Below are 23,489 nucleotides of genomic sequence, written 5' to 3' on the forward strand. Positions count from 1 at the left end.
TTAATTATGAATTTCCTATACCTAAACTGGCACCCTAAATTTACCGTCGCCACACACAAGAGCTCTAAAGTATTACTTTCGAGTAGTTCAACTAATTACATTTTAGATATCGCGCAATTGCCGTTTATCCAGTTTATTAACGGCACATTTACCGCTGCTGAAATAGAGCAAAAGCTAGAAAGCGCCTATGATAAATCCTCATTCCATTACTATTTAGATCACATGCGCAGCGCAGGCCTAGTATGCGATACAACACACATAGACAACGAAGCAACCGTACCTGCTGTGAAAATTTTACAACCGCAAAAAAACGCACACTTTTCAGCTTTTTTTGATACCTTAGATGTGCAGCTAATTGTGCTTACTAAAAATATTGCTCAGATAGATTACGCTCAAATACCACAGTCATCACGGTTTATCATCATTGAAGACTTTTACGACTCCTACGTTATAAGTCCAGTATTCTCGATTGATGAAACCTCACAAATTGACGCCTACATTGGCGCGAGACTAAATAATCTTCCACTAATTAATTTCATTGATCAGCATCAGGAGCATATTAAACTCTCCTACAGCGTTTACAATGAAGCATCACTCAATATATCAACGTCATTGCTCCATAACTTAGCTTATCATTACAACTGTACTGTTGTGACCAATGAACAAATTCTGGACAGTTACACAATCCCACACGCAGCAACCTCGCATCTTAGTGAGCCAAAAATAGAATTAGTAGACCAACCTATTGCCAATGATAAAGATGGTGGCTCCCGCGTTATTTCAGCACAATCAACGGTTGATAAGATATTGCCATATGTAAACCGCTACACGGGCCTTATTAATCAGTTATCACTGCTCACTGAAAACTCTTCGCCCATAAAGATATACAGAACAGCATTTTATAAGCAAGGGTGTCGTAGTTTAGCAACCGCTAAAATAGATCATTTTAATCAAACTTGTTTGGGTAAAGGGGTGGAACCAATTCAATCCAAAGCCAGTGCATTATGTGAAGCACTTGAACGAAGAAATGCTCAATTTAGAAGCTCTGATGTAGGTCTATACTCAACACCACAAGCTCTGAAAGCAAAGTACTACCAGTTCCAAAACCTCACTCCCTATAGTGAGTTACAATACAAACGCTTCAATGATAGGACCCACCCTGATTCAAAACGGCATCAAGCTGCAAAACCGTATAATGGCAGTGAGATATATTGGCAATCATGTTGGTCGCTGGCCCGTGATGAGGTTGTCTACATCCCCAGTGTACTGTGCTACGCAAATACTCCATATATAGAACAAGAATATGGCTGTTGGCATTCCAATGGGTGTGCAACTGGAAACACCCTAGAAGAGGCTATATTACAAGCAACCTTCGAGCTTATCGAAAGAGATGCAACCGCAATGTGGTGGTATAACAAAATCAATCGACCTAGCTTTGACCTAACCAGATTAGATCCTCAATATTTTACCCCCCTTGATGAATCGTTGACAGCAACCCATCACTATTGGGTATTAGACATCACCAATGATTTAGGTATACCTGTCATGGCAGCTATAGCTAGAGACAGAAAAACTAACGGCTTGATATTTGGCTTTGGTTGCCACTTAAACCCCGAATTAGCAGCACAAAGAGCGTTGACTGAATTGTGCCAACTTATCCCAATTCGTAACCAAAACTCAGCTCCGTTCGACTTTGATGCTATTACAGAGGAAAGCTTTCTAGACATTCATCGCAATGAGAAAGAGCAATCTTACATGATTGAGTCCACCTACAATCTTAAGCTTGATATTTTAAATATTGTTGAACACCTTAAAAGCTATGGTATGGATATGGTTATATTGGACTATAAACGCATAGAGTCACCAATGCACACAGCCAAAGTATTCGTTCCTGGTCTTTGCCATATCTGGCCTCAACTGGGCAACCCGCGTTTATACGACACCCCCGTCAAGCTAGGCTGGTTGGCAGAGCCGCTCACCGAGCAGACTATCAATCAGCAAGGTTTATATATCTGACATTTAATGTAGAATTGCGCTTAACGTTTAAAGTGTTTTGAGTGGTCTTCGCGTTTGCAAGGCCACATTGACAAGGAAATTCTATGAATAAATTACTCTGTGCTACGTTGGTAAGTGCTGCACTTGTTTCAGCACCAAGTTTTGCTGATATCGGTGTAACGGCCTATGCGGGTCAAACCTATAGCCAATCACTCACTACCAGCAAAGGTCAAGAACACGAAATTGCTGACGATGGCCATTTTGCTATCAGTGTCGACAGACATATGGATGGTACTAAATATGGCTTGTACTACAGCTTTTTTGGCGGTGAGTTAGAAAGTAACGCCGAGCAGAAGATAGACTCTGAGCTGCTGCTGTTTCAAAGCGCAGTGTATAGACCGGTCACAGAAAACCTCTCAACCTATGTCGGCGCTCAGCTAGGGGCAAACTACATCACCACCAACTTTGTAGAGAAAGATACATTCTTTGCTTCTGGTCTATTTGTAGGACTTGACTATCAACTCGCGGGCGGTTTAAGCGTGGGATCTGAGCTAAGATGGGTTGCTACAATCGTTAAAAATAGTTCTAAAATCAGCTGTGACAATGATTCCTCAACCGACGACAATTGCGGCTGGCACTTTGATGGCGACGTATTGAATCAATTTCAGGCAAGTCTCAATCTAACCTATCGCTTTTAATGAAAAAGCCCAGTATTCTGGGCTTGATGGGTCAAGAAGTGAGCTGTATATGATTACTTGTTGAATTCCTGTTTTGATAACTGGCCATCTTTATTGATATCCAAGTCATCAAATACTTGAATAAGTTGCTCTGACACGGCCGCTTCGCTTTTACTGATCGCGCCATCTTTATCGAGATCGTAATCGCTAAAGCTGCCAGCCATCGCGGCACCACTGGCCATAATGCCCACAGTTGTTACTAGTGCGTTTAGTTTTTTCATCATTCTCTCCTTAAATTGCAATTGCATTTATTTGCTGTTGATTAGTAGTGACTAAATTCAGTTTCGTTTAGCTTGCCGTCTTTATTGGCATCCAGCGCGTCAAAAATATCACTGAGCGCCTGAGATACAGCCGCTTCATCTTTGCTTATCAAGCCATCTTGATTTTTGTCAAAATCGCTAAAGTTTGCGGCCAAGGCTGCGCTGCTGCTTAAAATCAGCAAGCTACCGAAAAGGGTTTTAATACTGTACATACATAACTCCTATTGCTTAAAGCGAGCAAACTCTCTTGGACTCAAAGCATCGCTTTTGTCACTATCAAGCTGTGCGAATTGCTCAATCAGCGCGCTTGATATTTCTGCCTCGGATGGCGTGATAAGCCCGTTACCATCAACATCAAGTTCATGAAATGATAACCCTGCAGCCATGACGACCGAGGAAAAAAGCGCTAAGACTGTGGCGAATGTCAATGTGGTTGGGATATTCATTTACTATGCTCCTTATATTTGCTCGGTGAGCCCCCCATGGGAGCTCACCATGGCGTTTACAAGTTAGCCTGAGAACTTCTCGTACTCAGATTTAGAAAGCTCTCCGTTGCCGTCGGTGTCTAAATCTTTAAATTGCGCCATTAGCTTAGGGAGCGCTTTTGATTCGCTTAGACTGATAGCGCCGTTACCATCGGTATCTAGCCTGTCAAAACTGCTGCCTGCCTGTGCCAGCAAAGATACTGAAGAGATCAAAGTCAGTGATGTAGCAATAATGATGTTTTTCATAGTTAGCTTCCTTCTGTTTATTTAAGCGCTCGTACCGTAGCAGTACTGTTGAGCGATAATGCGTTCGGACTAACTATTCCAACTTTGATGCCAAACTTTAAAAACCTTTTATTTACAATTGGTTATGATTTTTATAGCACTTTAGTTCAGGGTAGGTTTAAGGGCGCTGTTGCTATTTGGCAACAACTTTTTATCCATGATGATAAGGCTATTTAGTTTTCAGTCAGTTAGCGTGTTGCTTTTTGGCAACAAGCCACCACTTGAGTGACCAAATGAGCAACGTCAAGCCGTAACAACGAGAAAAGAGCCTGAGGTTTGTGTGAAATGTTGAGGCTGTTAGCCAGTATCATAAGGGGTAAATTCAACAAACTTTTGATTGACCCACTGCAATTTGTTGCAAAATGGCAACAAACCAACGCTATCGCTGTGGAACTGACACTCTAAAGCGGATAACGCTGGTAAGCCTCTTGAAAACAACGCGCTATATTAGAGTCGTTCAGGCGCTCGTATTTAAGCCAAATTGATAGACTTCTAACTTTCTTATCAAGGTATTGTAGTTGTTAATAACCTCAGGTGTTGCCTGTCCCTGACCTTTCACTGTGGCAAGATTATCTTTCATGCTGGCGATGACGTTAAAACGTTCGCTGTTGGCCTGCTCAAGCGTTGTTCCCCCCAAGCTGCCATCATGCTCAATGAGCCCGTAACGGCCGGTCATAAATGCCATCTCTCCCATAGATAGCACTCCCTGTTCATACAGTACTTCAGCGGCATTTGACTGCTCCGATAAGGTCATATTGGTAAAATCAAACTCTCTGTCAACAGAACGGTTAGACAGTTCGGCAACCTCTTGCCCCTTGTTACTGTCACTCACCGTTTGCTCTACTTGGTGGCTCGCTCTAAAACTTTGATTTGTATAAGAAACTTGATAGTAGTTGCTCATCCCTTGCGTGATCATAATTAACCCTTAAACTGATTACGTGCATTAGTAAACTTTTAAGGCAAGTTGTGCTCCAGTTTTAGTCACTGTTTTCACACCACTGTGTTAATGTCACCTAACGCCTATAACCCATGCCACAAAAACATAGAGGATTGCTTACCTAATAACGAACAGCTAAATAACTCATCACTGGCCCTACCCGCCGCACCGTAGCAAACATGCAGCGGTAATAAATGTTCTTCTCGCGGGTGACAAAATCGCGCATCGGGCGCTTTTTCCCAGTGTGTTAATAACTGAGCACGCGTTTCTTCATTCAGATTTTGGCTGCTCAAGGTGGTACCCAGCCAAGTTTCAAAACGTTGATTTTTAACATTTTCACGCCCATCAGATGCAAAAAAAGCCGCCATATTATGAAACGAAAAACCTGAGCCTATGATCAGCAAATTCTGCCAATTTAACCTTGCGAGTGCCTTTCCCATCATTAAGTGTTTAGCTGCGTCGAGAGAGCTATCTAACGATAGCTGTACGCTGGGAATATCTGCCTCAGGAAACATGATTTTCAGTGGTACAAATAACCCGTGATCAAAACCGCGCTGCGAGTCTTGGTGAGCATCAATGCCTTGTTCAAATAAGCATTGCTGTATTGCCTGAGCTAATTGCGGTGCACCTTTACACGGATACTCTATCTCATAAGCGGGCTTCACAAATCCATGATAATCATAGATTAAGTTTGGCTCGGCTGCTGAGGTCAGAGTCGGCATTGCTGCTTCCCAATGCGCGCTTATCAGCAAAATGGCGGAGGGTTTAGCGATTTTGCTCACCATGATTTGTAACGTTTTAATCATGTTTTCGTGCGCAGGATCGCCCATTAGCGGCATTGGTCCGCCCCCATGAGCAATGTACATAATTGTGTGTGCGCTGTTCATCATCTACTCCAAAGTCGCAACCATCGAATAAACACCTGTTCAGTACTGAACAAGCCCGCATAGTGCATGAAGGCTTATTCCAGTGTTAGAAACTCAGGTTAACTGGCAAATTTATTACTTAGCCAATTGTCGGCAGAGTAACGTCCGCCACCTTGAATAGTCAGTGCCAGTGTGGCTGCAAGCAAGCTCAATGCAAATTCATAACCATTGTTTGACATAAACAAGCCATTGCTAAAGTGTACGCTAAAGATGGCGACGAGCATGGTAAAGGCGCTCACTAATGCCGCTGGGCGTGTAAGCAAGCCAGCGATAAGTGCTAAACCACCAAAAAATTCTGCGCTGCCAGCGAAAAATGCCATCAAATACCCAGGTTCTAAACCAATGCTTGCCATCCACTGACCCGTTCCTGCGAGGCCATAACCGCCAAACCAGCCAAACAGTTTTTGTGCGCCATGGGCTGCAAGTATAATTCCCACGGGAATACGTAAAACCAACGCCGCACTGCCCGCACCCGATGATAAAATTTTTAAAAGTGATTGCTTGTTCATAATCAATTTGCTCCAAATAAGTGTCTTTAGGCTGCCTGTGTACAGCCGCGTTCTGCTAGGTATAGATTACTGCCAACTTTTAAAACCATAAAGACGTGCTATATTGAATGATTATCAACATTTTGTTTATAAACTCGTATTCAGGAACCTCATGGACCGCGTTGATTTACTTAAAACCTTTGTCACAGTCGCAACACAGGGCAGCTTTACCAAAGCCGCAGACCAACTGGAAATCTCTAATCAGTTAGTCAGCAAATACGTCTCACAGCTCGAAAACTATCTGGGGGCAAGACTGTTTAATCGCACCACTCGGCGTATCCACCTGACCGAAGCGGGAGAGCAATGCCTGCAATATGCCAAACATATTCTAGAGGGTATCAGCGATATGGAAGGTCATGTCGGGCAGTTTCAGTCACAGGCGAAAGGCTTGCTACGAGTCAGTGCGCCCGTCACCTTCTCCACTTTGCATTTAGCATCTTTGATCAGAGACTTTAAACAAGCACACCCTTTGGTTGGTATTGATCTACAACTGAACGACAGAAAAGTAGCGGTTATCGAAGAAGGCTTTGATGTGGCGCTACGTATTGGCAACCTGAGTAGCTCATCTCTTATTGCCAAAAAAATCGCTCCGATTCGGTTAGTGATGTGTGCCTCGCCCGATTATTTGGCAAAACATGGTGAGCCCAAGCATCCTGAGCAGCTCAAAGAAGGCCACTATTTGAGATACAGCTACATGGATTACAGTCTAAACAACTCGCCCCTTATCAATACCTTGAAACAAAGAAGCCAAAGAGATGATTCAGGGTTGGTCATTAATAATGGTGAAATATTGGCTGAGGCAGCCATTGCAGGGCAAGGGTATGTCTTGCAACCCACGTTTATTGTCAGTAAAGCTTTGCAGCAGGGGAAATTAAAAATGATCCTATCTGATTATGAGCCAGCCCCCACAGCGCTGTATGCGCTCTATCCGCATCGTAAACTGATGTCGAACAAACTCAGAGTCTTTATAGATTTTTTGAGTAACTACTTTGGCCAGCCGCCGTATTGGGATAGTTTTGAGTAGCAGGGAAAAACACGAAGGTTCGCTGTAATGCCGTGAAATGTGAGCAGCCTTTAAGCATACCTGTTTTGCATTATACTGATCCATTACCAAACAGGTTGAGATAACCGCCAACGCCAAGCGTTGGTTTTCGTTCTCAGCTTTGTGTAAGCACAACGTAAAAGGACAGTTATTATGGCAACACCCACCCCAGTTAACGGCCAAGTCACTGATGCCGTGACACAAGTTAATACCAAAGTACTTGGCAATACCCACACCTGCAAAGCAAAACCTCTGACGCTGGCAGTACACTCAGCCCTTGTTGACGCTGCGCCAACCTCAGTTAACGGCCAAATCACCGATACCGTGACACAAGTTAATACCAAAGTACTTGGCGAAAGCCCAGCTCAAGTGATGGGTAATCTAATGATTTACACCAGTCAAGCGCTTGCTCAAGCCGCGCATAACACCGCACAGCAACAAGCGCAGGAAGGTATTGACGAGCAAGCCGCAACTGCAATGGCAATTAGTACTTTGTTTGATGTGGATACAGCAGCATCAGGGGTGGTCATTGAGAAGATATATCACTGAGGCCATACTTATCGGACCGCTAAAACACAAACAAAAAAGCCTGGCTAGGCCAGGCTTTGGGACGAGATTAAACTCTTCTAGGGGTTACTTGTTAAATTCGTCCTCTGACAGTTCCCCGTCTTGGTTTGAGTCCAACTCGTTGAACACTTTCATTAAGCTTTCAGATGCAGACGCTTCAATTTTGCTGATCACACCATCTTTGTCAGCATCCAAATCAGCAAAGGTTGCCGTTTCAGCCACTGCTGCTGCGCTGCTCATTATTACCATTGATGCAAATAGTGTTTTAAGTACGTTCATAATCACCGCTCCTACTTTTTAAATTGTGCAAATTCAACTGGGGTTAGTTCGTTGTCTTTATTGCTGTCCAAGTCTCTGTACTGCTTAGCAAGCTCTTCAGACACCTGTGCTTCTGTTGGGCTGATCACGCCATCATTGTTGCTGTCTAGCGTTTGAAATGTTAAATCTGCTGCAAAAGCAACGGCGCTGATCAAAGAAGCTGACGTTAGGGTAAAAACGTGTGTTAGTTTCATGTTGTACTCCAATTTTATATTTTTATCTCGTAATACCGTTATCTGGGCTTGTTATCGAGGAACTGTAAAGCCTTACTCGCTCTTGAAGTTCGCGAACTCTTCAGCGCTTAATGAGCCGTTTGCATCAGTGTCTAAATCTTTAAACTGGGCCATCAAACTTGGTAGCGCTTTTGACTCGCTTAAGCTGATTGCACCATCTTTGTCCGCATCAAGAGTCGTGAATACTTCAGAAGCCTGAGCCGTTGCTGATGCAGCCATAGCGAAAAATGCGATTGTGATAAGATTGTTTTTCATCATCTGATTCCTTATTTATTTGCTCAATGTCAACTCAGCGCCTACTCGCTGGTGACTATTGCGGCTGATAATTATTGACGCCAATGTGTGAGCGATTTATGCGTTCGACCTAGCTATTCCAACTTTGATGCCATAATTAAAAATCACTTTATAAACATAGAGTTATGAAAATATCCAAGAAATAGTTCAGTTTCGATTAAGGCTGACTGTTGCTTAATAGCAACATATCACACAAGCCACCAACTAAATTTCAATTTAATCAGTGACTTAGGGTGTTGCCTTTTGGCAACAAACGGTTTTGAAGGAAGCAACACATGGGAACAGTACGTTTAAAATGGCCTAAAATCCCGCACTTTGCGCAGATTAAAAACTCGCCTGCGAAATTTTTTTCTCAATCCTTAAGCCAACAGGCCAGGCTAGCAATGTTGTTGGCGCTGGTACCAATCATCATTCTGGCTTTATGGTACGCTCAACAAACTGCTTATCAGCAGCAAAAAACAAACGAAATATATAATAAGAATCAACTCCTTATACTCTCGTTTAATGGCTTGAAAAGTGATATCTCGGCACTTGAAAAAGCACATCTCAACAATCAACTGCTCAATAACGCCGAACTACAAAAAAGTATTGAAAGTAAATGGCAAACCACCAAAAAGCGAATCGACTTTTTAAAAAATTCTTATCCAGCTGAGCAACTGGTTGCCAAATGGCAACAACTGCAATTACTCACGCCCAGTGAGCGAGTTTCAGAAGTAGATTACGAGCAACTGCAACAACAGTTGCAGTCTATAGAGCAGCCCTTTCAAAATGTGCTGGAAACAAAATTAGAAGAGCAGGCACAACAACTCACCCTACTTAACCAATATTTTTTATTTGGCTTGTTCATCCTGATCCCCCTGCTGATCGCGATCAGTTTATTGGTGATCCGCCGAGTAACACGCCAGCTAAATGCCCTTGAAGAAGTGATCTGGCAACTGGGTGAAGGCCGTTTTGAGACACCAATAAATCTAAATGGCAGTGAAGAGTTTGTAGCTTTGGGAAAAGAGCTGGATTGGTTACGCGAAGAATTACAACGCAGCCACAAGCAAAAAGAAACTTTCTTACGTCATGTGAGTCATGAGCTGAAAACGCCACTGGCTTCACTCACAGAAGGAAATAGCTTACTGCAAAGCGGCAACTTTGGTGCTATCTCATCACCCCAGCAACGTATTATTAATATCATGGATGGTGCATTGAGCCGTTTAGCAACCTTAATCGATGACCTATTAAACTATAGTGCTGCAAGCCATCCACTGGCCCAGCAGCAACATGCATTTAGTCGTATAAAAGACGAGTTAATAAAGCATTTTGCAACGCAAATTGATGAAACAAACGTCACCGTACATTGGCCCACTAAAAATACCAATGTGCAGCTCCCCTACCTGCCCGTAAAACTTATACTCACCCAATTGATTGGTAACGCACTGCAATATGCCAACTCACGCATTGAAATAGAATATCGTATTGTGCGTAACGACGTGTACATCAGCGTAAAAGACGACGGCCCAGGTATTGACCTAGCTGAACAACATAAACTCACTCAACCGTTTTATCGTGGTAAGTACAGCGAAAACCATTCTGGTAGTGGCTTAGGGCTAGCCATTGTAGCCGAATGTATAAAACAGCTAAAAGGCACGCTAAGGTGGCAACATGCCCACCCAGGTTGCCATATCTGTATCCAGTTCCCAAACTATGGAGTACCGACGAATGCGTAATCTGATAACGATATTTATGATGTGTACTTTGTCTGCATGTCAGGCCATTTCCTCATCGGTAGGTCATGCCACTTTTGTTGGGCCTAGTAACAGTAAGCAATTTGAATTTGCGCCACTCACCGCCTTAGTCACTGCCCATCAAAGTGCTTGTGATAACGGCACCACCAAACAACTGGTTGGCTATCGAGCTTATCAACAACTTAATGACTTTTTACAGGCTTTTTGTTCGACGAGCTCCACCACCACTCAATTACGTTTGATAGCACAGCTGCATCAGCAAAACGATTGGCCACAAGACTATCTAAGTTATTTTGCCATGTTACATCAGCACATCACTACGTTGAGACTGTACAAGCTTGAAAATATAGCGCTTAAAAAACAATTAGCCGAACAACAAAGTGCTTTACAAAACGTTGAGTTAGCGCTGAGTAACCTTAAGCAAAAACTTGCACAGATAGAGCAGCAACGCTTGTTATCCCCTTCTCATGTAGAAACTGACAGTAACCCAGTAGGAGAACAGCAATGAGCAGAAATACGATTTTATTAGTGGATGATGACGCATCACTCATTGAATTACTGGCGATGCGTTTAGAGGCGAACAACTACCACGTGCTTACGGCACATCGCGGCACTCAGGCGCTGCAAATATTACAGCAAAGTGTTGTCGATTTGGTTATCACTGACTTACGCATGGCTCATATGGACGGCTTTGAGCTTTTTGAAAATATCAAAAAGAATCATGTCGGGCTGCCCGTGATCATGATGACCGCTCATGGCTCAATTCCCGATGCGGTGGATGCCATGCAACAGGGTTTTGTTAGCTTTCTCAGTAAACCGATAGAAAGCAAAGCGTTACTTGAAGCAATTGAAAACACGTTAAAAAATAACAAAAAACGTGATGGCGCAACCAATCGAAATCATTTCTATGGTTTAATCTATCAAAGCAGCGCGATGCATCAGGTTGTACAACATATTCAGGCTTTAGCACCCAGTCAAGCCAATATCCTTATTCAAGGTGCCAGCGGAACAGGTAAAGAAGTCACTGCCAACGCCATTCATAAAGCCAGTAATTACTGCGATGGGCCGTTCGTAGCCATCAACTGTGGAGCTGTCCCTGCTCACTTGCTGGAATCGGAATTATTTGGCCATAAAAAAGGCGCATTCACTGGCGCAATGCAAGATAAAGTTGGTCTTGTACAAAGCGCCAACGGCGGCACCTTATTTTTAGATGAAATTGGTGACATGCCAATGGATCTGCAGGTCAAACTGCTCAGGGTTTTACAAGAAAGAACCGTGCGCCCCGTCGGTGGCCAAGTTGAACAAAGCGTCGACATCAGATTCGTTTCTGCCAGCCATAAAAACCTACAGCAGGCCGTGATAGATAAAGAGTTTAGGGAAGACTTGTACTATCGCTTAAATGTAGTATCCATTCATCTACCTGCACTAAAAGAGCGTCCAGAAGACATTCCGTTATTGGCCAATAGCTTTGTTAAGCGCATTAGTGATGGGCAAAAAGTGATCAGCCCACAAGCGATGACTTGCCTGCTTAACTACCACTGGCCCGGCAACGTCAGACAACTCAACAACATTATTGAGCACGCCGTGGCACTTAGTTCTGGCAAATTGATCACCGCCGACATCATTGAAAACGCCATCCCGGAATTAGGCCAAGCCAGCTTTAAAGGCCTTAACGACGCCAAAAAGCAGTTCGAGTATGACTATATTCAAAAAGTTTTGTCTTTGTGTCAGGGCAACGTCGCTGAAGCGGCTAAATTGGCGCAACGCAACCGCTCTGACTTTTACAAACTACTCAAAAAACACCAAATAAGTTGCTAGAAAATATAGCGAAACTGGGCGTTAGTGGTTATTGTATCTATACTGTAACAAGTGCTACGTGCCACACTCAAGTGCGCCTAGCCTAACAATGCATTGAACCCTTGTGCAAAAGTGGTTCAATGCACTTGAATACACTTAGCTGTCTTCAAGGTTACTCAGTAAACAACACACAATGACAACCCTTTGTTAGATGGCATAGAAAACAAAAATCAAAACTCAATCCATCTACAAAATTATCCATAATACAGGAGCACCATATGAGAATGCGCCAAAAACTAATCGTCAGTTTTTTGCTCACTGTTATCGTGCCAATTCTAGCTATCTCCGCTGTAAGCATCTCGAAAACCAAGCATGAATCGCTGCAAAGCTTTTTAGATTTTTCCAGTAGTGAGATACGCCAGATAGAAAACACCTTTGTGCTATTTTTTGAACAAATGAAAAACAACGCAAAGTTTTTGGCACAACATAAGTCAGTCAGTGCAATGCCGGACAACATCACTCAGTATTTTGGTGCAGAAAAGCCCATGACACCGCTAGAGAACTCCCCAGAAGAAGGGGAAATTTTCGAATTCTACACCGCTTTTGGGCAAACTCACCCTGAATTATTGTTTGTGTATTTAGGGTCCGAGTCGGGTGGTTTTATCCAGTATCCAGCCGAGCCTTTGGGCAACTATGACCCACGTAAACGACCTTGGTATCAAAACGCTAAATCCACGCCAAGAAGCGTGATTATTACCGAGCCTTATCAAGGAGTAACAGGGCAAGCTATGGTGTCAGTTGCCACGGGTATTTTTAATAACGGTGAATTTGCTGGGGTGCAATCGCTAGACGTCACACTCTCAACTTTGACCGACATTGTGAGTAACATAAAACTGGGAGAAACGGGCTACTTGCTGTTACTAGACAGTAAAGGCACTATTTTGGCCGACCCTAAACGCCCTGAAAATAACTTCAAGAATATTAATGAATTGGATAACCCTCTTTATAAACAGATCTCCACGGTAGGTGATAAACCCTATATTAGTGTTGAGATGGAGAACAAAACCATTGATGCGAAGGTTTATCACTCCAAAAAACTGAACTGGCGCTTTGTGGCTGTGATAGACGAAGATGAAATCCTGTCATCGGCATATAGCATGTCATGGAGCATTACCCTGATTGCTTTGGTTATGTTGTTGATTTTTGGTGTGATAGCTGTCACCTTGGCAAATAAGATTGTGTTCCCAATTGAACGAGTATCGGAAGGACTAAGAGACATCGCACAAGGCGAAGGTAACTTGTCTAAACGTCTGCAAGTGATCGGTAATGATGAAATTAGCGAGCTTGCAACTTGGTTCAATCAATTCTTGAACTCAATCAACTCCTTGGTAAAAGACATCCAGCAAAATGCTCACACGCTCAACAGTTCTGCACAGCACTTTGAGACTCAGATCAACGACATTCGTAACCAGTGCCGCAGCCAACAAGGTACTGCAAATCAAGCTGCAAACAATACCGAGTCGGTCCACCATATGGCGCAAAATGTCAGTGATAACTGCCAAAGTTCCCTTGATGAGATTGCACAAACGGATCAGTTTACCTACTCAGGCAATACCTTAATAAGTAACACGGTAAAACAGGTCGCCCAACTCAATAACTCCCTTGATGCGTCAGCTGCTGAAATTTCTCAGCTAGAGAGTGAAAGTAATAATATTACCAATATTCTAGGTGTCATTCGTGGTATTGCAGAGCAAACCAACTTACTTGCGCTAAATGCTGCAATAGAAGCGGCCAGAGCAGGTGAGCAAGGACGAGGTTTCGCCGTGGTGGCAGATGAAGTCAGAACCTTAGCGCAGCGCTCACACGATGCCACTCAAGAGATCGAGCAAGTACTCACTAAACTGATTGAACAAACTCGCGCCGTTTCCGCCAAAATGACACAAAGCGTTTCTGCATCGGGTGAAGCCATAGCGCAATCAGAAGAAGCTCATCAAGCTTTTGAAAACATTGCCAGCAGCGTGACAAAAGTAAAAGACTTGGTCTCAACAATTGCCCACGATGCACAACAACAAGGCCATTCAGCCAGTCAAACACATGACCAAATAGCAGGCCTTACCGAGTCTGTAACTCAAGTCAGTCAAGCATCGGATAGCTTATCAGACGGTGCTAAATCCTTGGTTGAACTAGCCAAAAACTTAGATCAATTAGTAGGTCGTTTTCATATTGATTAAGGATGACACTCAAAATGAGTACAAAGTGACAGAAATTGATATCCACTGTCACTTTGTATTAATTTTTAACGGATTAGAATCAATTTTTAGCTGTTAGCAAAAGGAAGTAAAAGTTGGAAAACATCACCACTGATTACAGTAAGTCACAAGGGAATTGGTTATTACTGTGTGCCTTGTTGCAGGGTCTAGGACTGCTACTATTGCATCAAGCACTGAGCTTTGATTGGCCTATTACAAGCTCGCCATCATTATTATTTGCCTGTTATGCTGTACTTTTAACTGGTCCATCAATATTGATCTACGGTGTTAATAAAGACTCTCACCGAGTGTTTTACAACATTGTAATTACCTTTTCCTTAACCTCGGCCTTGTTGGGTGTTTATGTGGGTAGCCAAGCCCTTCACCCTAAATTTCCCGACTTAGCTCTACATGGTTTTGGCTTTGCTGCTGTAATGTCCTTACTCACCTTCAAAGTGTTTATTTTTGCTTCCTCTATTCATTTGCAAGACCATCAATGGCAGATCTGCTATAGCAGATTGATCAGCAACACCTGCCGCTTGCTTATTACAATCACGCTGGCCAGTATTTTCACTTTGTTGGTATGGCTTATCATTGTTTTATGGGCCGAATTGTTTAACAAAATTAATATCACCCTATTTAAAGATATATTTTACGAGCCTTGGTTTATTTATCCCATCCTCTCTTTGGCTCATGCGATTGGAGTCCTTAGAGTCCGTCGTAGTAATAAAATTGTCAGCACCGCCAATCAATTGATCCAAACGCTGTCGTTCGCTTTATTGCCTTTGTTGCTGTTGCTTAGCTCCGTATTTTTGGTGGCGATTGCCTTTGTGGGATTGACCGCGCTATGGAACAGTGGTGGTAGCAACCTAGTGTTTGTATTAACTGCGTTAATTCTGGTGACGTTAAACCTCGCCTTTCAGGATTCTAAGCAGACCCCAAAAATGCATCGCGTTGCCTACCTTTTAATCCTTGCAGGCATCGCCATTTTACCGGTGTATTTAGCTATCAGTGGCTACGGCTTATGGTTACGAGTGGAGCAATATGGCTTAAGTATAAGCAGGTTGTGGGCAATATTCATGTGGGTATTTCTTACTCTATATCTAACCTGTTATAGCATCAGCATTATTGCAAACACACGTAACTGGCTTGACTCATTGGCCACAATCAACACCCGTTTAGGACTCCTGTTGATAGCCGCGCTACTCGTTAGCCAATCGCCAATTTTGAATTTTAAACAACTTAGCGCACAAAACCAGCTAGCTAGGATCCACGCAGGGATCACACCAGTTGAAGATATTGATGTCTATTATTTTGCTCATGAATTAGGCGTGGCAGGGCGAGATGTACTCAAAGAGATTGATGCCCATTTTACCGAACAACACCCTCAACTGGGCGCGAGGATAGAAGCTGCGTTAAACAATGTGGCTAAGCACGACACCCCTGTTGAAAATTCCCAAACACTTCTCAGCGCTTTAGAAGTACATGGAGAAATACCAAAAGCTTCTCTTGAACCTTCGCTTGTCAGCGCAATGCAAAGCTATGCCAATGAACATAGCGCGACAATAGCAAATAGCTCACAATTAATTTTGCTCCCTGTGGAACTAACCAGTGATAAACGAAGCGAGTATTTACTAATAATGAAACAGCCTAGTTACTCAGAGCTCGCGCTATTCTACCTTGAGCAAGAACAATGGCATTCTCGGTCCATGTACTTTCACTACACCAATGAACACAGTGACAAGGAGCTGATCAAAGCATTGCTCGCCGGTGACTATGAGATCACCCCAGCCAAATTTAATGATATTCGAGTAAAAGATACTGCCCTAAAAGTGTCGGATTACTAATCAGCCAATTTGAGGCGCTGGCTTCTCGCCAGCGCCCCTTAAGAGATGACCTAAATCACTATAATCTCAATTTTACCATATCAATGTAGAGTTTTGCTTGGAAAACTTTCATTTCCCTTCTATTATTAACCACTTACAGCACGATTAATGAGCCAGCTAAGTTTGTCTTTATGAAATCATTTCCATCGTTATATTTTACGAATTTATTTTTGGTTGGTGGTACTGGCTTACTAACCACTTACCTCGCCCTATATCTTGGCCAACATAACGTCTCTACATTTTTGATTGGGTTACTCACGTCATTTTATTACATCGGCCTATTATTCGGTTCTAAACTTGGCTATCACTTGATTAAATCTGTTGGTCACATTAGAGCTTTTTCTGCAAGTACTGCGGTTGTAACCGCCTGTGTTGCAAGCCATGGCATCAGCGACAACATCTATCTATGGCTAGTACTACGCTTTGTTGTTGGATTAGGCATGATGTGTAATTACATGGTGTTAGAGAGTTGGCTCAACGAACAAGCTGCACCTGAGCAACGAGGCCGTGTATTTTCGTTTTATATGCTAACGTCATATCTAGGTATGGTTGCAGGGCAGTTTGCACTATCGCAATTCCCTGAATTGGGCTATGCACCACTGTTTCTTATCTGTATTGCCTTATCGTTTGGGATTGTGCCAATTTCAATAACGCGTAGGATACACCCAAAACCCCTTAAACCCCTGCAAGTCAGCTTATGGGGTTACTTTAAAAGAGTCCCTCAATCACTGACCGCAGTCTGTTTTGCAGGAATAATTAATGGCAGTTTTTATGGTTTAGCTCCCACTTTTGCAAGCCAAGCGGGTTTGAGCGCTAAAGAAATTGCCATGTATATGTCTGTTACCATAGTCGCAGGCTTACTGGCACAGTGGCCCATGGGAATGCTGTCCGACAGAATTCGCCGCAGTATCTTACTTCGTTCCAATGCATTGATTATTGGAATTGTGTCGTTGGCACTATTCTTTCTACCTACACAAGCGCCTTTAAGTTATTGGCTTACATTCATGTTTGGTTTGTTTGCCTTTACACTCTACCCACTGTCATCTGCATTAGCTAACTCAAGAGTTGATGATGAACACCGAGTCGGGGTGTCCTCTTCTTTGCTAGTCGCTTTTGGCGCAGGCGCCAGTGTCGGTTCAGCAGGTATCGCACAAGTGATGACCTTTTTCGGGCCACACTCACTGTATGCTTCGTTTGCGATATTGACTATCATCATGTACGCGCTGTTAACCTATATCAACGCTAGACAAAAAGCGGAACAGCCAGAACCCAGTGATTATATCGCTGCCACCTCTGATATTACCAGTTCGCCACTGGCTGCAACCTTGGACCCGCGTATTGAAGAAAAAACAGCGCAGGAGCAAATGCTTGTTGTTGAGGCTGATGAAGAAGATATAGATACAACCAATTTGTCCGATGAGGAACATACTGCACAAAGTGCTCAACCTCTTAATGACAAGCAAACGGATAAAGTAGAACAATTATAAAATAAGTAAACCCGGACACAATCATTGCTATTGTGTCCGGGTTTGTGTAGCAATAATCACACAATTTTTGCCATTACACGTCCCAGCTCACACCTCTAAGTCCATCTAACATGTTAAATTTTAATAAAAAATTGACTTGATAAATATGCTTTAGGTCTTAGTGGTACATGCTAACACCGCTTCACCAACGCATTGATGAAAAGTAAGAGCAGCTGTTCGTTTTGAAAAAAACAATTCGATATTTCTAGAAATATACTTGTTTTTTGATTTTTTGCTCGTTACACTCCTGCTATGCAAATAGAAATGGCTGCCAACCAACTGGCAGAGCTTGGGCATGTAACCCGGCTCGAAATTTATCGAATTTTAGTACGTGCAGGCCACCATGGCTTGGCGGTGTCTGCTATTCAAGAAAAATTAGATATACCCGGCTCAACGCTTTCTCACCATATCTCTCGATTGGTGAAAGTGGGGTTATTGAGCCAAACCCGTGAAGGTCGCGTGCTACGATGCCAAGCTCAATATCAAGAGCTTGAACGTCTTATCGACTTCCTATCTGAGGAATGCTGTAAAGGCTGCGACTAAAAAAAAATTTAGATTATATTTCGAATATTCTAGAAATATAAAACAAAGGAGAAGCTATGTTTACTTACCAACAATGGCAAAATGCACTCACATTTTTTGTGACAACATTTGCTGAACTCACCGTACTGTTTTTAGTGATCAGTTTTATTGTCAGTTTAGTTAATCACTATCTCCCCATGGCAAAAGTGCGTCAATTACTGTCTGGTAATAGAGGCTATACCGTTGCGATTAGCCTAGGTGCTGTAACACCATTTTGTAGCTGCTCAACCTTGCCAATGATGGTTGGGCTACTTAAAGCCCGAGCCGCATTTGGCCCCGTCATGGCCTTTTTGTTTACCTCACCTTTGCTTAACCCATTTATCATCGCGCTATTTTGGGCCACATTCAGTGCCAGCATTACGCTATTCTATACATTTTTCGCTATCTTGATGGCGGTACTCTCTGGCATGCTCATGCAACACTTTGGCTTTGAACGCTTTATTCGTGATGAGCTGTTCACGCCAGCACCAAGTGAGTCTTGCGATTCTGCCGACAAACCTAGTTGCCAAACAACGTCATCTGAGTGTTACGCTCCCCCCGCAACTAAGAAGCCACAAACGAAGACTCTTATCACAGTCCTATCTAAGGATGCCTTTAAACAGTTAACTATGATGTTGCCATACATGGCAATTGGTGTAGCTGTGGGAGCCGTATTACATGGTTTTGTACCCAGTGAACTGTTTAGCAAACTTGCCGATGTCCACCTTTTATTACTGATCCCCCTGTGCGCACTAATAGGCACCTTTTTGTATGTTCGGGCGTCAACCATGATCCCCATTGCCGCTTCGCTCGTCGCCAAAGGGCTGAGCTTAGGTGCGGTGATGTCGCTGACCATTGCCGGAGCTGGTGCAAGCTTGCCTGAAATGATCATGCTCAAAAAGCTGTTTCACTGGCCACTACTGCTCGCGTTTATCGGTTTGGTATTTACCACTGCCTGTTTAACGGGTGTGAGCATTGAATTATTAAATTTGTCATAACAGGAGAATCATCATGATCACCATACATTCCGATTTTGAAAGCGGCTCGATTGAAGTGATAAACGCCAGCAACGCAGAAAATATTGAGCTCAACATCAGCAAAGATAATCAAGCCTGTACTCGACAATGGTTTTATTTTGCTATAGAAAGTAGTCACATAGAGCCACAACAGATAACGCTCCGTAATGCAGCAAAAGTAAGCTTTGTGAATGCTTGGCAGGGTTACCAAGTGTTTGCCTCATATAACAATGTTGATTGGTTTCGGGTAGCAACCCAGTACCAGAACGAACAACTGATTATTCGTCACGAGGTAACAGAACACATCGTTTACTACGCCTATTTTGTTCCCTACTCCTTAGCAAGACAACATCAGCTCAATGATAAGTTGTTACAGAACCCTCACGTAATATCACAAGAAATAGGGCAATCAACGTTGGGAGAAAGCATTACCTTATTGCGTATTGGAGACCATCGTGAGCAAACCAAAAAGGTATGGCTGATCGCCAGACAGCACCCTGGTGAGACTATGGCACAATGGATCATCGATGGCTTGCTCAATCATTACTTTGACAACGCCACCACATTTGCCAGACAGTTTACCAACATCGAGTTTTTTGTTGTGGCTAACATGAACCCTGATGGCTGTAAGCTGGGCAATCATCGTACCAATGCTCAAGGTGTTAATCTCAACCGCCAGTGGCAAGACCCCAATGCCGCTAGCTGCCCCGAAGTCTCGGCAGTTAAACAAGCGATGGAGTCTTATGGCGTTGATTTATTCATTGATATTCACGGAGATGAACAGCTCCCATATAACTTTATGATGGTCGAGGGGCACCATCCAATGGGCGAAACGCTTAAGCGCTCATTACATCAACTCTACAGCAATTTCCAAATTAAGTATGACTACGACACGCCAAATGATGATGCGAATGATACCACTGTCAGCCCATGCTGTGGTTGTGCGCCAAAGGCATATTCAACCGCAACCCAGTATGTTTACCAACACTTTGGTGTTGCTGCGATTTTATTGGAAGCCTCCTTTAAACCACTTGCAGGTAAAACGCCAGCTGCTCGCTGGGACCACCATGATTGCCAACAACTGGGTGCCCGTTTGTTGCACGCTATAGCTGCCACAACTAAAGCATGGGACCACTCGTATACCAACGCTGTTAAAGTAAGTTAAATAGGTGATATGGGTAGTGAGCCAACCTAAAAAACAGGCACCTTAAAATAATAAGGTGCCTGCGATAAACTTGATGCGATATGGATATCAAATACCCGATATACACCTATTACAGTTTCAGTTCGCTGATTTGTTTTGCGACTCTTACCCCACTTCTAACAGCGCCTTCCATGTAGCCTAGATATAAAGTGTCGGTATGCTCTCCTGCAAAGTAGATTCGCCCTACAGGTTGTTTGAATAGATCCCAGTACGCGCTCATTTGTCCAGGCCCGTAGGCTAAAAAACCACCTTTTGTCCATTGCTCATTGAGCCAACTTTGAGATTTCGCTTCGATAAAATACTGCGAAGATCCAGGATACATCAGTTCAATTTCAGCTAATCTGGTATCGATGATCTGTTGATCGCTCCAATGCTGTTGCATCTTACTAAAATCACCGGATGTGTAAGCTATCAAGATGCCACCCTCGCCTCCTTGACGTTCAGTGGTCTCCCAAGTCCAGCCCGTTGGTAGACTTGCGACTACCGTATCACCACCTAAATTATGCTCTAACCAGAAACGCTTGCTGTAACGCAATAGCACTTTAGAATGTGTACCATAATTAATATTCTCAGCGGCTTGTGACAATTCACTTGGCAGTTCGGGAGTAAAGGTGATCTTGTTGAGCACTTTCAGCGGGACAGTCACAACTATCACATTGGATGTATAAGTATCATCTGATACTGTTTTGACAGTGATTTTATTGTCAGTTTGTTGAATATTTGTCACCGCTTGATTTAACAGAATATCGCCCGAGATATTTTTAGCAAACGCCGAAGTCATAGCCTGACCGCCTTTTAAAAAGCGAAATGATTCCACGTCGTCATCCGATACATTTTCATATACCTTGGCATACTGGGCTAAATGCAGCAGAGATAAGTCTTTTGGTTCATCAAACTCTCCTCTGACGAACTGTTCTGCAAGTTGCTTAGCGCTAGGGTGTAGTTGTAATTCATCGATCCAACTTTGCACGTTCCGTTTATCTAATTCGGCTGCAGCTGCCAATAGCAGTGGTTTTTCAGGATCGGGCACCATATCAGCTAACAGGCCAAGTTCATCATAAAAGCGGTAATAATCGGTAACTATCGGCGCACTATATGACTCATCAAAGTCATCGTAACCCACTAAGTTACCGTCAACGTAATATGCACCGCTTTGTACACTCCCTTCATACCCTGTGTCGGCTAATTCGACGTCAAACAAATGGGCATATCTATGAAGCTGCTGATGGACGGCCTCACCATCTATAAACTCGCCTCCGATTTCACCGGTTTGCTGACCCATCTCAACCGTCGCGACGCGACCGCCAATGCGGTCACGAGCTTCTAATACGGTTACCTCAAAACCCAACTGCTCAAGCTCATAAGCAGCACTTAGCCCAGATAACCCCGCACCAACAACAATTGCAGTTTTTTCGGTATTAGATGTTTGGGGATTAACAGGCAAACCCGCTTCATAGTGATCACCACAGGCACTAAGAAGCAGTAGCAATATACATGTGAAAGTACTTCGGAAAAAATCCATTTTCCAAATATTCATTATCAAGTCCTCATTATTAAATATATGATATAAGCCACCAAAAGCGGCGATAAATTATATTTACAACAATGAAAAACACCAAACTATATTTATAAAAAATAAGCTACCAGACAAAACGCAATAATGAATAATTTATTGTTAAATATAAATTAATACCCTCACAATAATAAAACAAATCGTAAGATTATACGTTATCTTCTAAATATTTGATAAAACCGGGCGACTCTATGTAATACTTATCGCCATACTGAGAGATAATAACCATTGATTTCAATTTCTTAATACTTGTCTGTATTGCAGAGGCGGTGATCTCACTTTTCGTTATTCGACTTAATTTATCAATAGTGTTGGTACTGTATAAAGCGGTGCATCCTTGTTTTATTAAACTTAAGACCGCGATATCTAATTCTCTGAGTCGCTTCTTGAGGTTTTCAAAGTCTCCATCTTGGATCATTAGTGCTTTAATATATTCACGGCCTTCTTTTAAGCTCGTCTGATTTGCCATCAAATAAGTCATCAACTTCATCATCCAAAATGGAGATTTATCTATTTCTTCATAAAAATCGCCCACTTCTAATGGGTTATAATGCAGGTTAAAATGCTTACTCAAGGTATCACAGCAATGCTTTACAAACTCGTCTCCCAATCTTGGAAAATCAATCATAAAAGCAGAGTCGTAAAATGGGCGGTCTTTATCAGTGAACATCGCATTCACACCAGAGCGGCTAGAGCCTGCAAATACAACACTGATGTCGCTATAAGTATCTAGTGCCGTTCTAAGCGCATGCTGGACCGATAGAAACTTTTCAGAAGAGGCTAGGTGCTGAATTTCATCAATAATGATCAGCGCTTTATCGCCACATTTGTTAAACAGCGCTTCCACTAACTGATTGATTTTATATAGCTCAGATTGGCTTGGTTTGTGTGCGTTGTTATCGCTAAACTCTATGGTGGCTTTGCCAAAAACGTTATTGCCCACCTCTAGCTTCTTAATCTCTGAGTTAGCAATATCGCTTAGTTTACCCTTTACCGACTGATTTAAGACATTAAGCGTGCTACTTAAAGCTTGAGTGATGGCAAGCGTCGGATTCTCAGGCTCGCCCCAAAGGTTTACATACACAGGAATAAAACCATTGTCTAAGGCAATGGGGTACAAGTCTTTGAGCAAGAACGTGGTTTTACCCGTTCGACGCACATCAAGTAGTGCAATACGGCTCACTGCACCTTGATACACTGTTTGTAGATATGACTCAGCAAGTGCTTTTCGTTGAAAATGCCAATTGATCTTTTTCATCTGAACTACCGCTATGCTGTTTTATGGTTAATTATGCCTAGTATACATAATTAACCATA

Annotated in this window: 25 protein-coding genes; 13 read left to right on the plus strand and 12 right to left on the minus strand. The window is 42.9% G+C overall.

Going from position 1 to position 23,489, the window contains the following annotated elements:
• Positions 1-6 precede the first annotated feature (6 nt).
• On the plus strand, positions 7-2,016 hold the full coding sequence (locus C2M32_RS18930; RefSeq protein WP_105169861.1) for a YcaO-like family protein: 2,010 nt from the start codon (positions 7-9) through the stop codon (positions 2,014-2,016).
• Positions 2,017-2,099: 83 nt separating this feature from the next.
• Positions 2,100-2,693 (plus strand): outer membrane beta-barrel protein, encoded by a 594-nt coding sequence (locus C2M32_RS18935; RefSeq protein ID WP_105169862.1) that lies wholly within the window; start codon positions 2,100-2,102, stop codon positions 2,691-2,693.
• Positions 2,694-2,746: 53 nt separating this feature from the next.
• On the opposite strand, the gene C2M32_RS18940 is transcribed toward C2M32_RS18935, so the two are convergent.
• The 7 genes from C2M32_RS18940 to C2M32_RS18970 form a co-directional block, all read right to left on the minus strand.
• Entirely contained in the window at positions 2,747-2,956 is a 210-nt protein-coding gene (locus tag C2M32_RS18940) for an EF-hand domain-containing protein (protein WP_234401357.1), read from the minus strand.
• Positions 2,957-2,994: 38 nt separating this feature from the next.
• Positions 2,995-3,204 carry an EF-hand domain-containing protein gene (locus C2M32_RS18945; protein WP_105169864.1) on the minus strand — a complete coding sequence of 70 codons (210 nt, stop codon included), beginning with the start codon at positions 3,202-3,204 and terminating at the stop codon, positions 2,995-2,997.
• 9 nt (positions 3,205-3,213) lie between these two features.
• The gene (locus tag C2M32_RS18950; protein ID WP_105169865.1) at positions 3,214-3,438 is read right to left on the minus strand and encodes a hypothetical protein; all 225 of its coding nucleotides are present in this window, start codon (positions 3,436-3,438) and stop codon (positions 3,214-3,216) included.
• Positions 3,439-3,501: 63 nt separating this feature from the next.
• Entirely contained in the window at positions 3,502-3,723 is a 222-nt protein-coding gene (locus C2M32_RS18955; RefSeq protein ID WP_105169866.1) for a calmodulin, read from the minus strand.
• Positions 3,724-4,219: 496 nt separating this feature from the next.
• A complete protein-coding gene (locus C2M32_RS18960; protein ID WP_105169867.1) occupies positions 4,220-4,678 on the minus strand; it encodes a hypothetical protein in 459 nt (152 codons plus the stop codon).
• Between the two features lie 104 nt (positions 4,679-4,782).
• Positions 4,783-5,565, minus strand: a complete 783-nt coding sequence (locus tag C2M32_RS18965; RefSeq protein WP_234401358.1) for a DODA-type extradiol aromatic ring-opening family dioxygenase — start codon at positions 5,563-5,565, stop codon at positions 4,783-4,785.
• 119 nt (positions 5,566-5,684) lie between these two features.
• The gene (locus C2M32_RS18970; protein ID WP_105169869.1) at positions 5,685-6,134 is read right to left on the minus strand and encodes a DoxX family protein; all 450 of its coding nucleotides are present in this window, start codon (positions 6,132-6,134) and stop codon (positions 5,685-5,687) included.
• 151 nt (positions 6,135-6,285) lie between these two features.
• Here C2M32_RS18970 and C2M32_RS18975 point away from each other — a divergent pair, with 151 nt between their 5' ends.
• Positions 6,286-7,197, plus strand: a complete 912-nt coding sequence (locus C2M32_RS18975; RefSeq protein WP_105169870.1) for a LysR family transcriptional regulator — start codon at positions 6,286-6,288, stop codon at positions 7,195-7,197.
• Between the two features lie 171 nt (positions 7,198-7,368).
• Positions 7,369-7,764, plus strand: a complete 396-nt coding sequence (locus C2M32_RS18980; RefSeq protein ID WP_105169871.1) for a RebB family R body protein — start codon at positions 7,369-7,371, stop codon at positions 7,762-7,764.
• Between the two features lie 84 nt (positions 7,765-7,848).
• On the opposite strand, the gene C2M32_RS18985 is transcribed toward C2M32_RS18980, so the two are convergent.
• From C2M32_RS18985 to C2M32_RS18995, 3 genes are all read right to left on the minus strand, one after another.
• Complete coding sequence (locus C2M32_RS18985; protein WP_105169872.1) at positions 7,849-8,061, minus strand: calmodulin; 213 nt, start codon at positions 8,059-8,061, stop codon at positions 7,849-7,851.
• A gap of 11 nt (positions 8,062-8,072) precedes the next feature.
• Entirely contained in the window at positions 8,073-8,294 is a 222-nt protein-coding gene (locus tag C2M32_RS18990) for a calmodulin (RefSeq protein WP_105169873.1), read from the minus strand.
• A gap of 72 nt (positions 8,295-8,366) precedes the next feature.
• A complete protein-coding gene (locus tag C2M32_RS18995) occupies positions 8,367-8,591 on the minus strand; it encodes an EF-hand domain-containing protein (RefSeq protein ID WP_234401359.1) in 225 nt (74 codons plus the stop codon).
• A 311-nt stretch (positions 8,592-8,902) separates the two neighbouring features.
• On the opposite strand from C2M32_RS18995, the gene C2M32_RS19000 reads away from it, so the two are divergent.
• The 9 genes from C2M32_RS19000 (at position 8,903) to C2M32_RS19040 (ending at position 20,560) form a co-directional block, all read left to right on the plus strand.
• A complete protein-coding gene (locus tag C2M32_RS19000) occupies positions 8,903-10,342 on the plus strand; it encodes a HAMP domain-containing sensor histidine kinase (protein ID WP_105169875.1) in 1,440 nt (479 codons plus the stop codon).
• The gene (locus tag C2M32_RS19005; RefSeq protein ID WP_105169876.1) at positions 10,335-10,868 is read left to right on the plus strand and encodes a hypothetical protein; all 534 of its coding nucleotides are present in this window, start codon (positions 10,335-10,337) and stop codon (positions 10,866-10,868) included. Before C2M32_RS19000 ends, C2M32_RS19005 begins: the two co-directional genes overlap by 8 nt.
• Positions 10,865-12,178, plus strand: coding sequence for a sigma-54-dependent transcriptional regulator (locus C2M32_RS19010; protein WP_105169877.1), 1,314 nt, complete (start codon positions 10,865-10,867; stop codon positions 12,176-12,178). The genes C2M32_RS19005 and C2M32_RS19010 overlap by 4 nt, the downstream gene beginning before the upstream one ends.
• Positions 12,179-12,441: 263 nt before the next feature.
• Positions 12,442-14,388 (plus strand): methyl-accepting chemotaxis protein, encoded by a 1,947-nt coding sequence (locus C2M32_RS19015; RefSeq protein WP_325047883.1) that lies wholly within the window; start codon positions 12,442-12,444, stop codon positions 14,386-14,388.
• A gap of 113 nt (positions 14,389-14,501) precedes the next feature.
• Positions 14,502-16,253, plus strand: a complete 1,752-nt coding sequence (locus C2M32_RS19020) for a DUF4153 domain-containing protein (protein ID WP_105169879.1) — start codon at positions 14,502-14,504, stop codon at positions 16,251-16,253.
• Between the two features lie 170 nt (positions 16,254-16,423).
• Positions 16,424-17,779, plus strand: a complete 1,356-nt coding sequence (locus tag C2M32_RS19025) for an MFS transporter (RefSeq protein WP_105169880.1) — start codon at positions 16,424-16,426, stop codon at positions 17,777-17,779.
• Between the two features lie 291 nt (positions 17,780-18,070).
• Entirely contained in the window at positions 18,071-18,361 is a 291-nt protein-coding gene (locus C2M32_RS19030; protein ID WP_105169881.1) for an ArsR/SmtB family transcription factor, read from the plus strand.
• 56 nt (positions 18,362-18,417) lie between these two features.
• Positions 18,418-19,377 (plus strand): permease, encoded by a 960-nt coding sequence (locus C2M32_RS19035; RefSeq protein ID WP_105169882.1) that lies wholly within the window; start codon positions 18,418-18,420, stop codon positions 19,375-19,377.
• A 13-nt stretch (positions 19,378-19,390) separates the two neighbouring features.
• Positions 19,391-20,560: a M14 family metallopeptidase gene (locus C2M32_RS19040; protein ID WP_105169883.1), complete on the plus strand. Its 1,170-nt coding sequence runs from the start codon at positions 19,391-19,393 to the stop codon at positions 20,558-20,560.
• A 109-nt stretch (positions 20,561-20,669) separates the two neighbouring features.
• On the opposite strand, the gene C2M32_RS19045 is transcribed toward C2M32_RS19040, so the two are convergent.
• Entirely contained in the window at positions 20,670-22,136 is a 1,467-nt protein-coding gene (locus C2M32_RS19045) for a flavin monoamine oxidase family protein (RefSeq protein ID WP_105169884.1), read from the minus strand.
• A gap of 184 nt (positions 22,137-22,320) precedes the next feature.
• On the minus strand, positions 22,321-23,430 hold the full coding sequence (locus C2M32_RS19050; RefSeq protein WP_105169885.1) for a hypothetical protein: 1,110 nt from the start codon (positions 23,428-23,430) through the stop codon (positions 22,321-22,323).
• Positions 23,431-23,489 lie beyond the last annotated feature (59 nt).

It is taken from the genome of Pseudoalteromonas sp. T1lg23B (assembly GCF_002964665.1).
Classification (GTDB): Bacteria; Pseudomonadota; Gammaproteobacteria; order Enterobacterales; family Alteromonadaceae; genus Pseudoalteromonas.

Bases quoted from the DNA above. Each gene is read 5' to 3' on its own strand.
- C2M32_RS18980 (WP_105169871.1), top strand. From the start codon at position 7,369: ATGGCAACACCCACCCCAGTTAACGGCCAAGTCACTGATGCCGTGACA.
- C2M32_RS19045 (WP_105169884.1), bottom strand. From the start codon at position 22,136: ATGAATATTTGGAAAATGGATTTTTTCCGAAGTACTTTCACATGTATA.
- C2M32_RS19050 (WP_105169885.1), bottom strand. From the start codon at position 23,430: ATGAAAAAGATCAATTGGCATTTTCAACGAAAAGCACTTGCTGAGTCA.
- C2M32_RS18935 (WP_105169862.1), top strand. From the start codon at position 2,100: ATGAATAAATTACTCTGTGCTACGTTGGTAAGTGCTGCACTTGTTTCA.
- C2M32_RS19040 (WP_105169883.1), top strand. From the start codon at position 19,391: ATGATCACCATACATTCCGATTTTGAAAGCGGCTCGATTGAAGTGATA.
- C2M32_RS19035 (WP_105169882.1), top strand. From the start codon at position 18,418: ATGTTTACTTACCAACAATGGCAAAATGCACTCACATTTTTTGTGACA.
- C2M32_RS18975 (WP_105169870.1), top strand. From the start codon at position 6,286: ATGGACCGCGTTGATTTACTTAAAACCTTTGTCACAGTCGCAACACAG.
- C2M32_RS19025 (WP_105169880.1), top strand. From the start codon at position 16,424: ATGAAATCATTTCCATCGTTATATTTTACGAATTTATTTTTGGTTGGT.
- C2M32_RS19030 (WP_105169881.1), top strand. From the start codon at position 18,071: ATGCAAATAGAAATGGCTGCCAACCAACTGGCAGAGCTTGGGCATGTA.
- C2M32_RS18930 (WP_105169861.1), top strand. From the start codon at position 7: ATGAATTTCCTATACCTAAACTGGCACCCTAAATTTACCGTCGCCACA.
- C2M32_RS18995 (WP_234401359.1), bottom strand. From the start codon at position 8,591: ATGATGAAAAACAATCTTATCACAATCGCATTTTTCGCTATGGCTGCA.
- C2M32_RS18950 (WP_105169865.1), bottom strand. From the start codon at position 3,438: ATGAATATCCCAACCACATTGACATTCGCCACAGTCTTAGCGCTTTTT.
- C2M32_RS19010 (WP_105169877.1), top strand. From the start codon at position 10,865: ATGAGCAGAAATACGATTTTATTAGTGGATGATGACGCATCACTCATT.
- C2M32_RS18945 (WP_105169864.1), bottom strand. From the start codon at position 3,204: ATGTACAGTATTAAAACCCTTTTCGGTAGCTTGCTGATTTTAAGCAGC.
- C2M32_RS18955 (WP_105169866.1), bottom strand. From the start codon at position 3,723: ATGAAAAACATCATTATTGCTACATCACTGACTTTGATCTCTTCAGTA.
- C2M32_RS18940 (WP_234401357.1), bottom strand. From the start codon at position 2,956: ATGATGAAAAAACTAAACGCACTAGTAACAACTGTGGGCATTATGGCC.
- C2M32_RS19005 (WP_105169876.1), top strand. From the start codon at position 10,335: ATGCGTAATCTGATAACGATATTTATGATGTGTACTTTGTCTGCATGT.
- C2M32_RS18985 (WP_105169872.1), bottom strand. From the start codon at position 8,061: ATGAACGTACTTAAAACACTATTTGCATCAATGGTAATAATGAGCAGC.
- C2M32_RS18990 (WP_105169873.1), bottom strand. From the start codon at position 8,294: ATGAAACTAACACACGTTTTTACCCTAACGTCAGCTTCTTTGATCAGC.
- C2M32_RS18965 (WP_234401358.1), bottom strand. From the start codon at position 5,565: ATGTACATTGCTCATGGGGGCGGACCAATGCCGCTAATGGGCGATCCT.
- C2M32_RS19015 (WP_325047883.1), top strand. From the start codon at position 12,442: ATGCGCCAAAAACTAATCGTCAGTTTTTTGCTCACTGTTATCGTGCCA.
- C2M32_RS18960 (WP_105169867.1), bottom strand. From the start codon at position 4,678: ATGATCACGCAAGGGATGAGCAACTACTATCAAGTTTCTTATACAAAT.
- C2M32_RS18970 (WP_105169869.1), bottom strand. From the start codon at position 6,134: ATGAACAAGCAATCACTTTTAAAAATTTTATCATCGGGTGCGGGCAGT.
- C2M32_RS19000 (WP_105169875.1), top strand. From the start codon at position 8,903: ATGGGAACAGTACGTTTAAAATGGCCTAAAATCCCGCACTTTGCGCAG.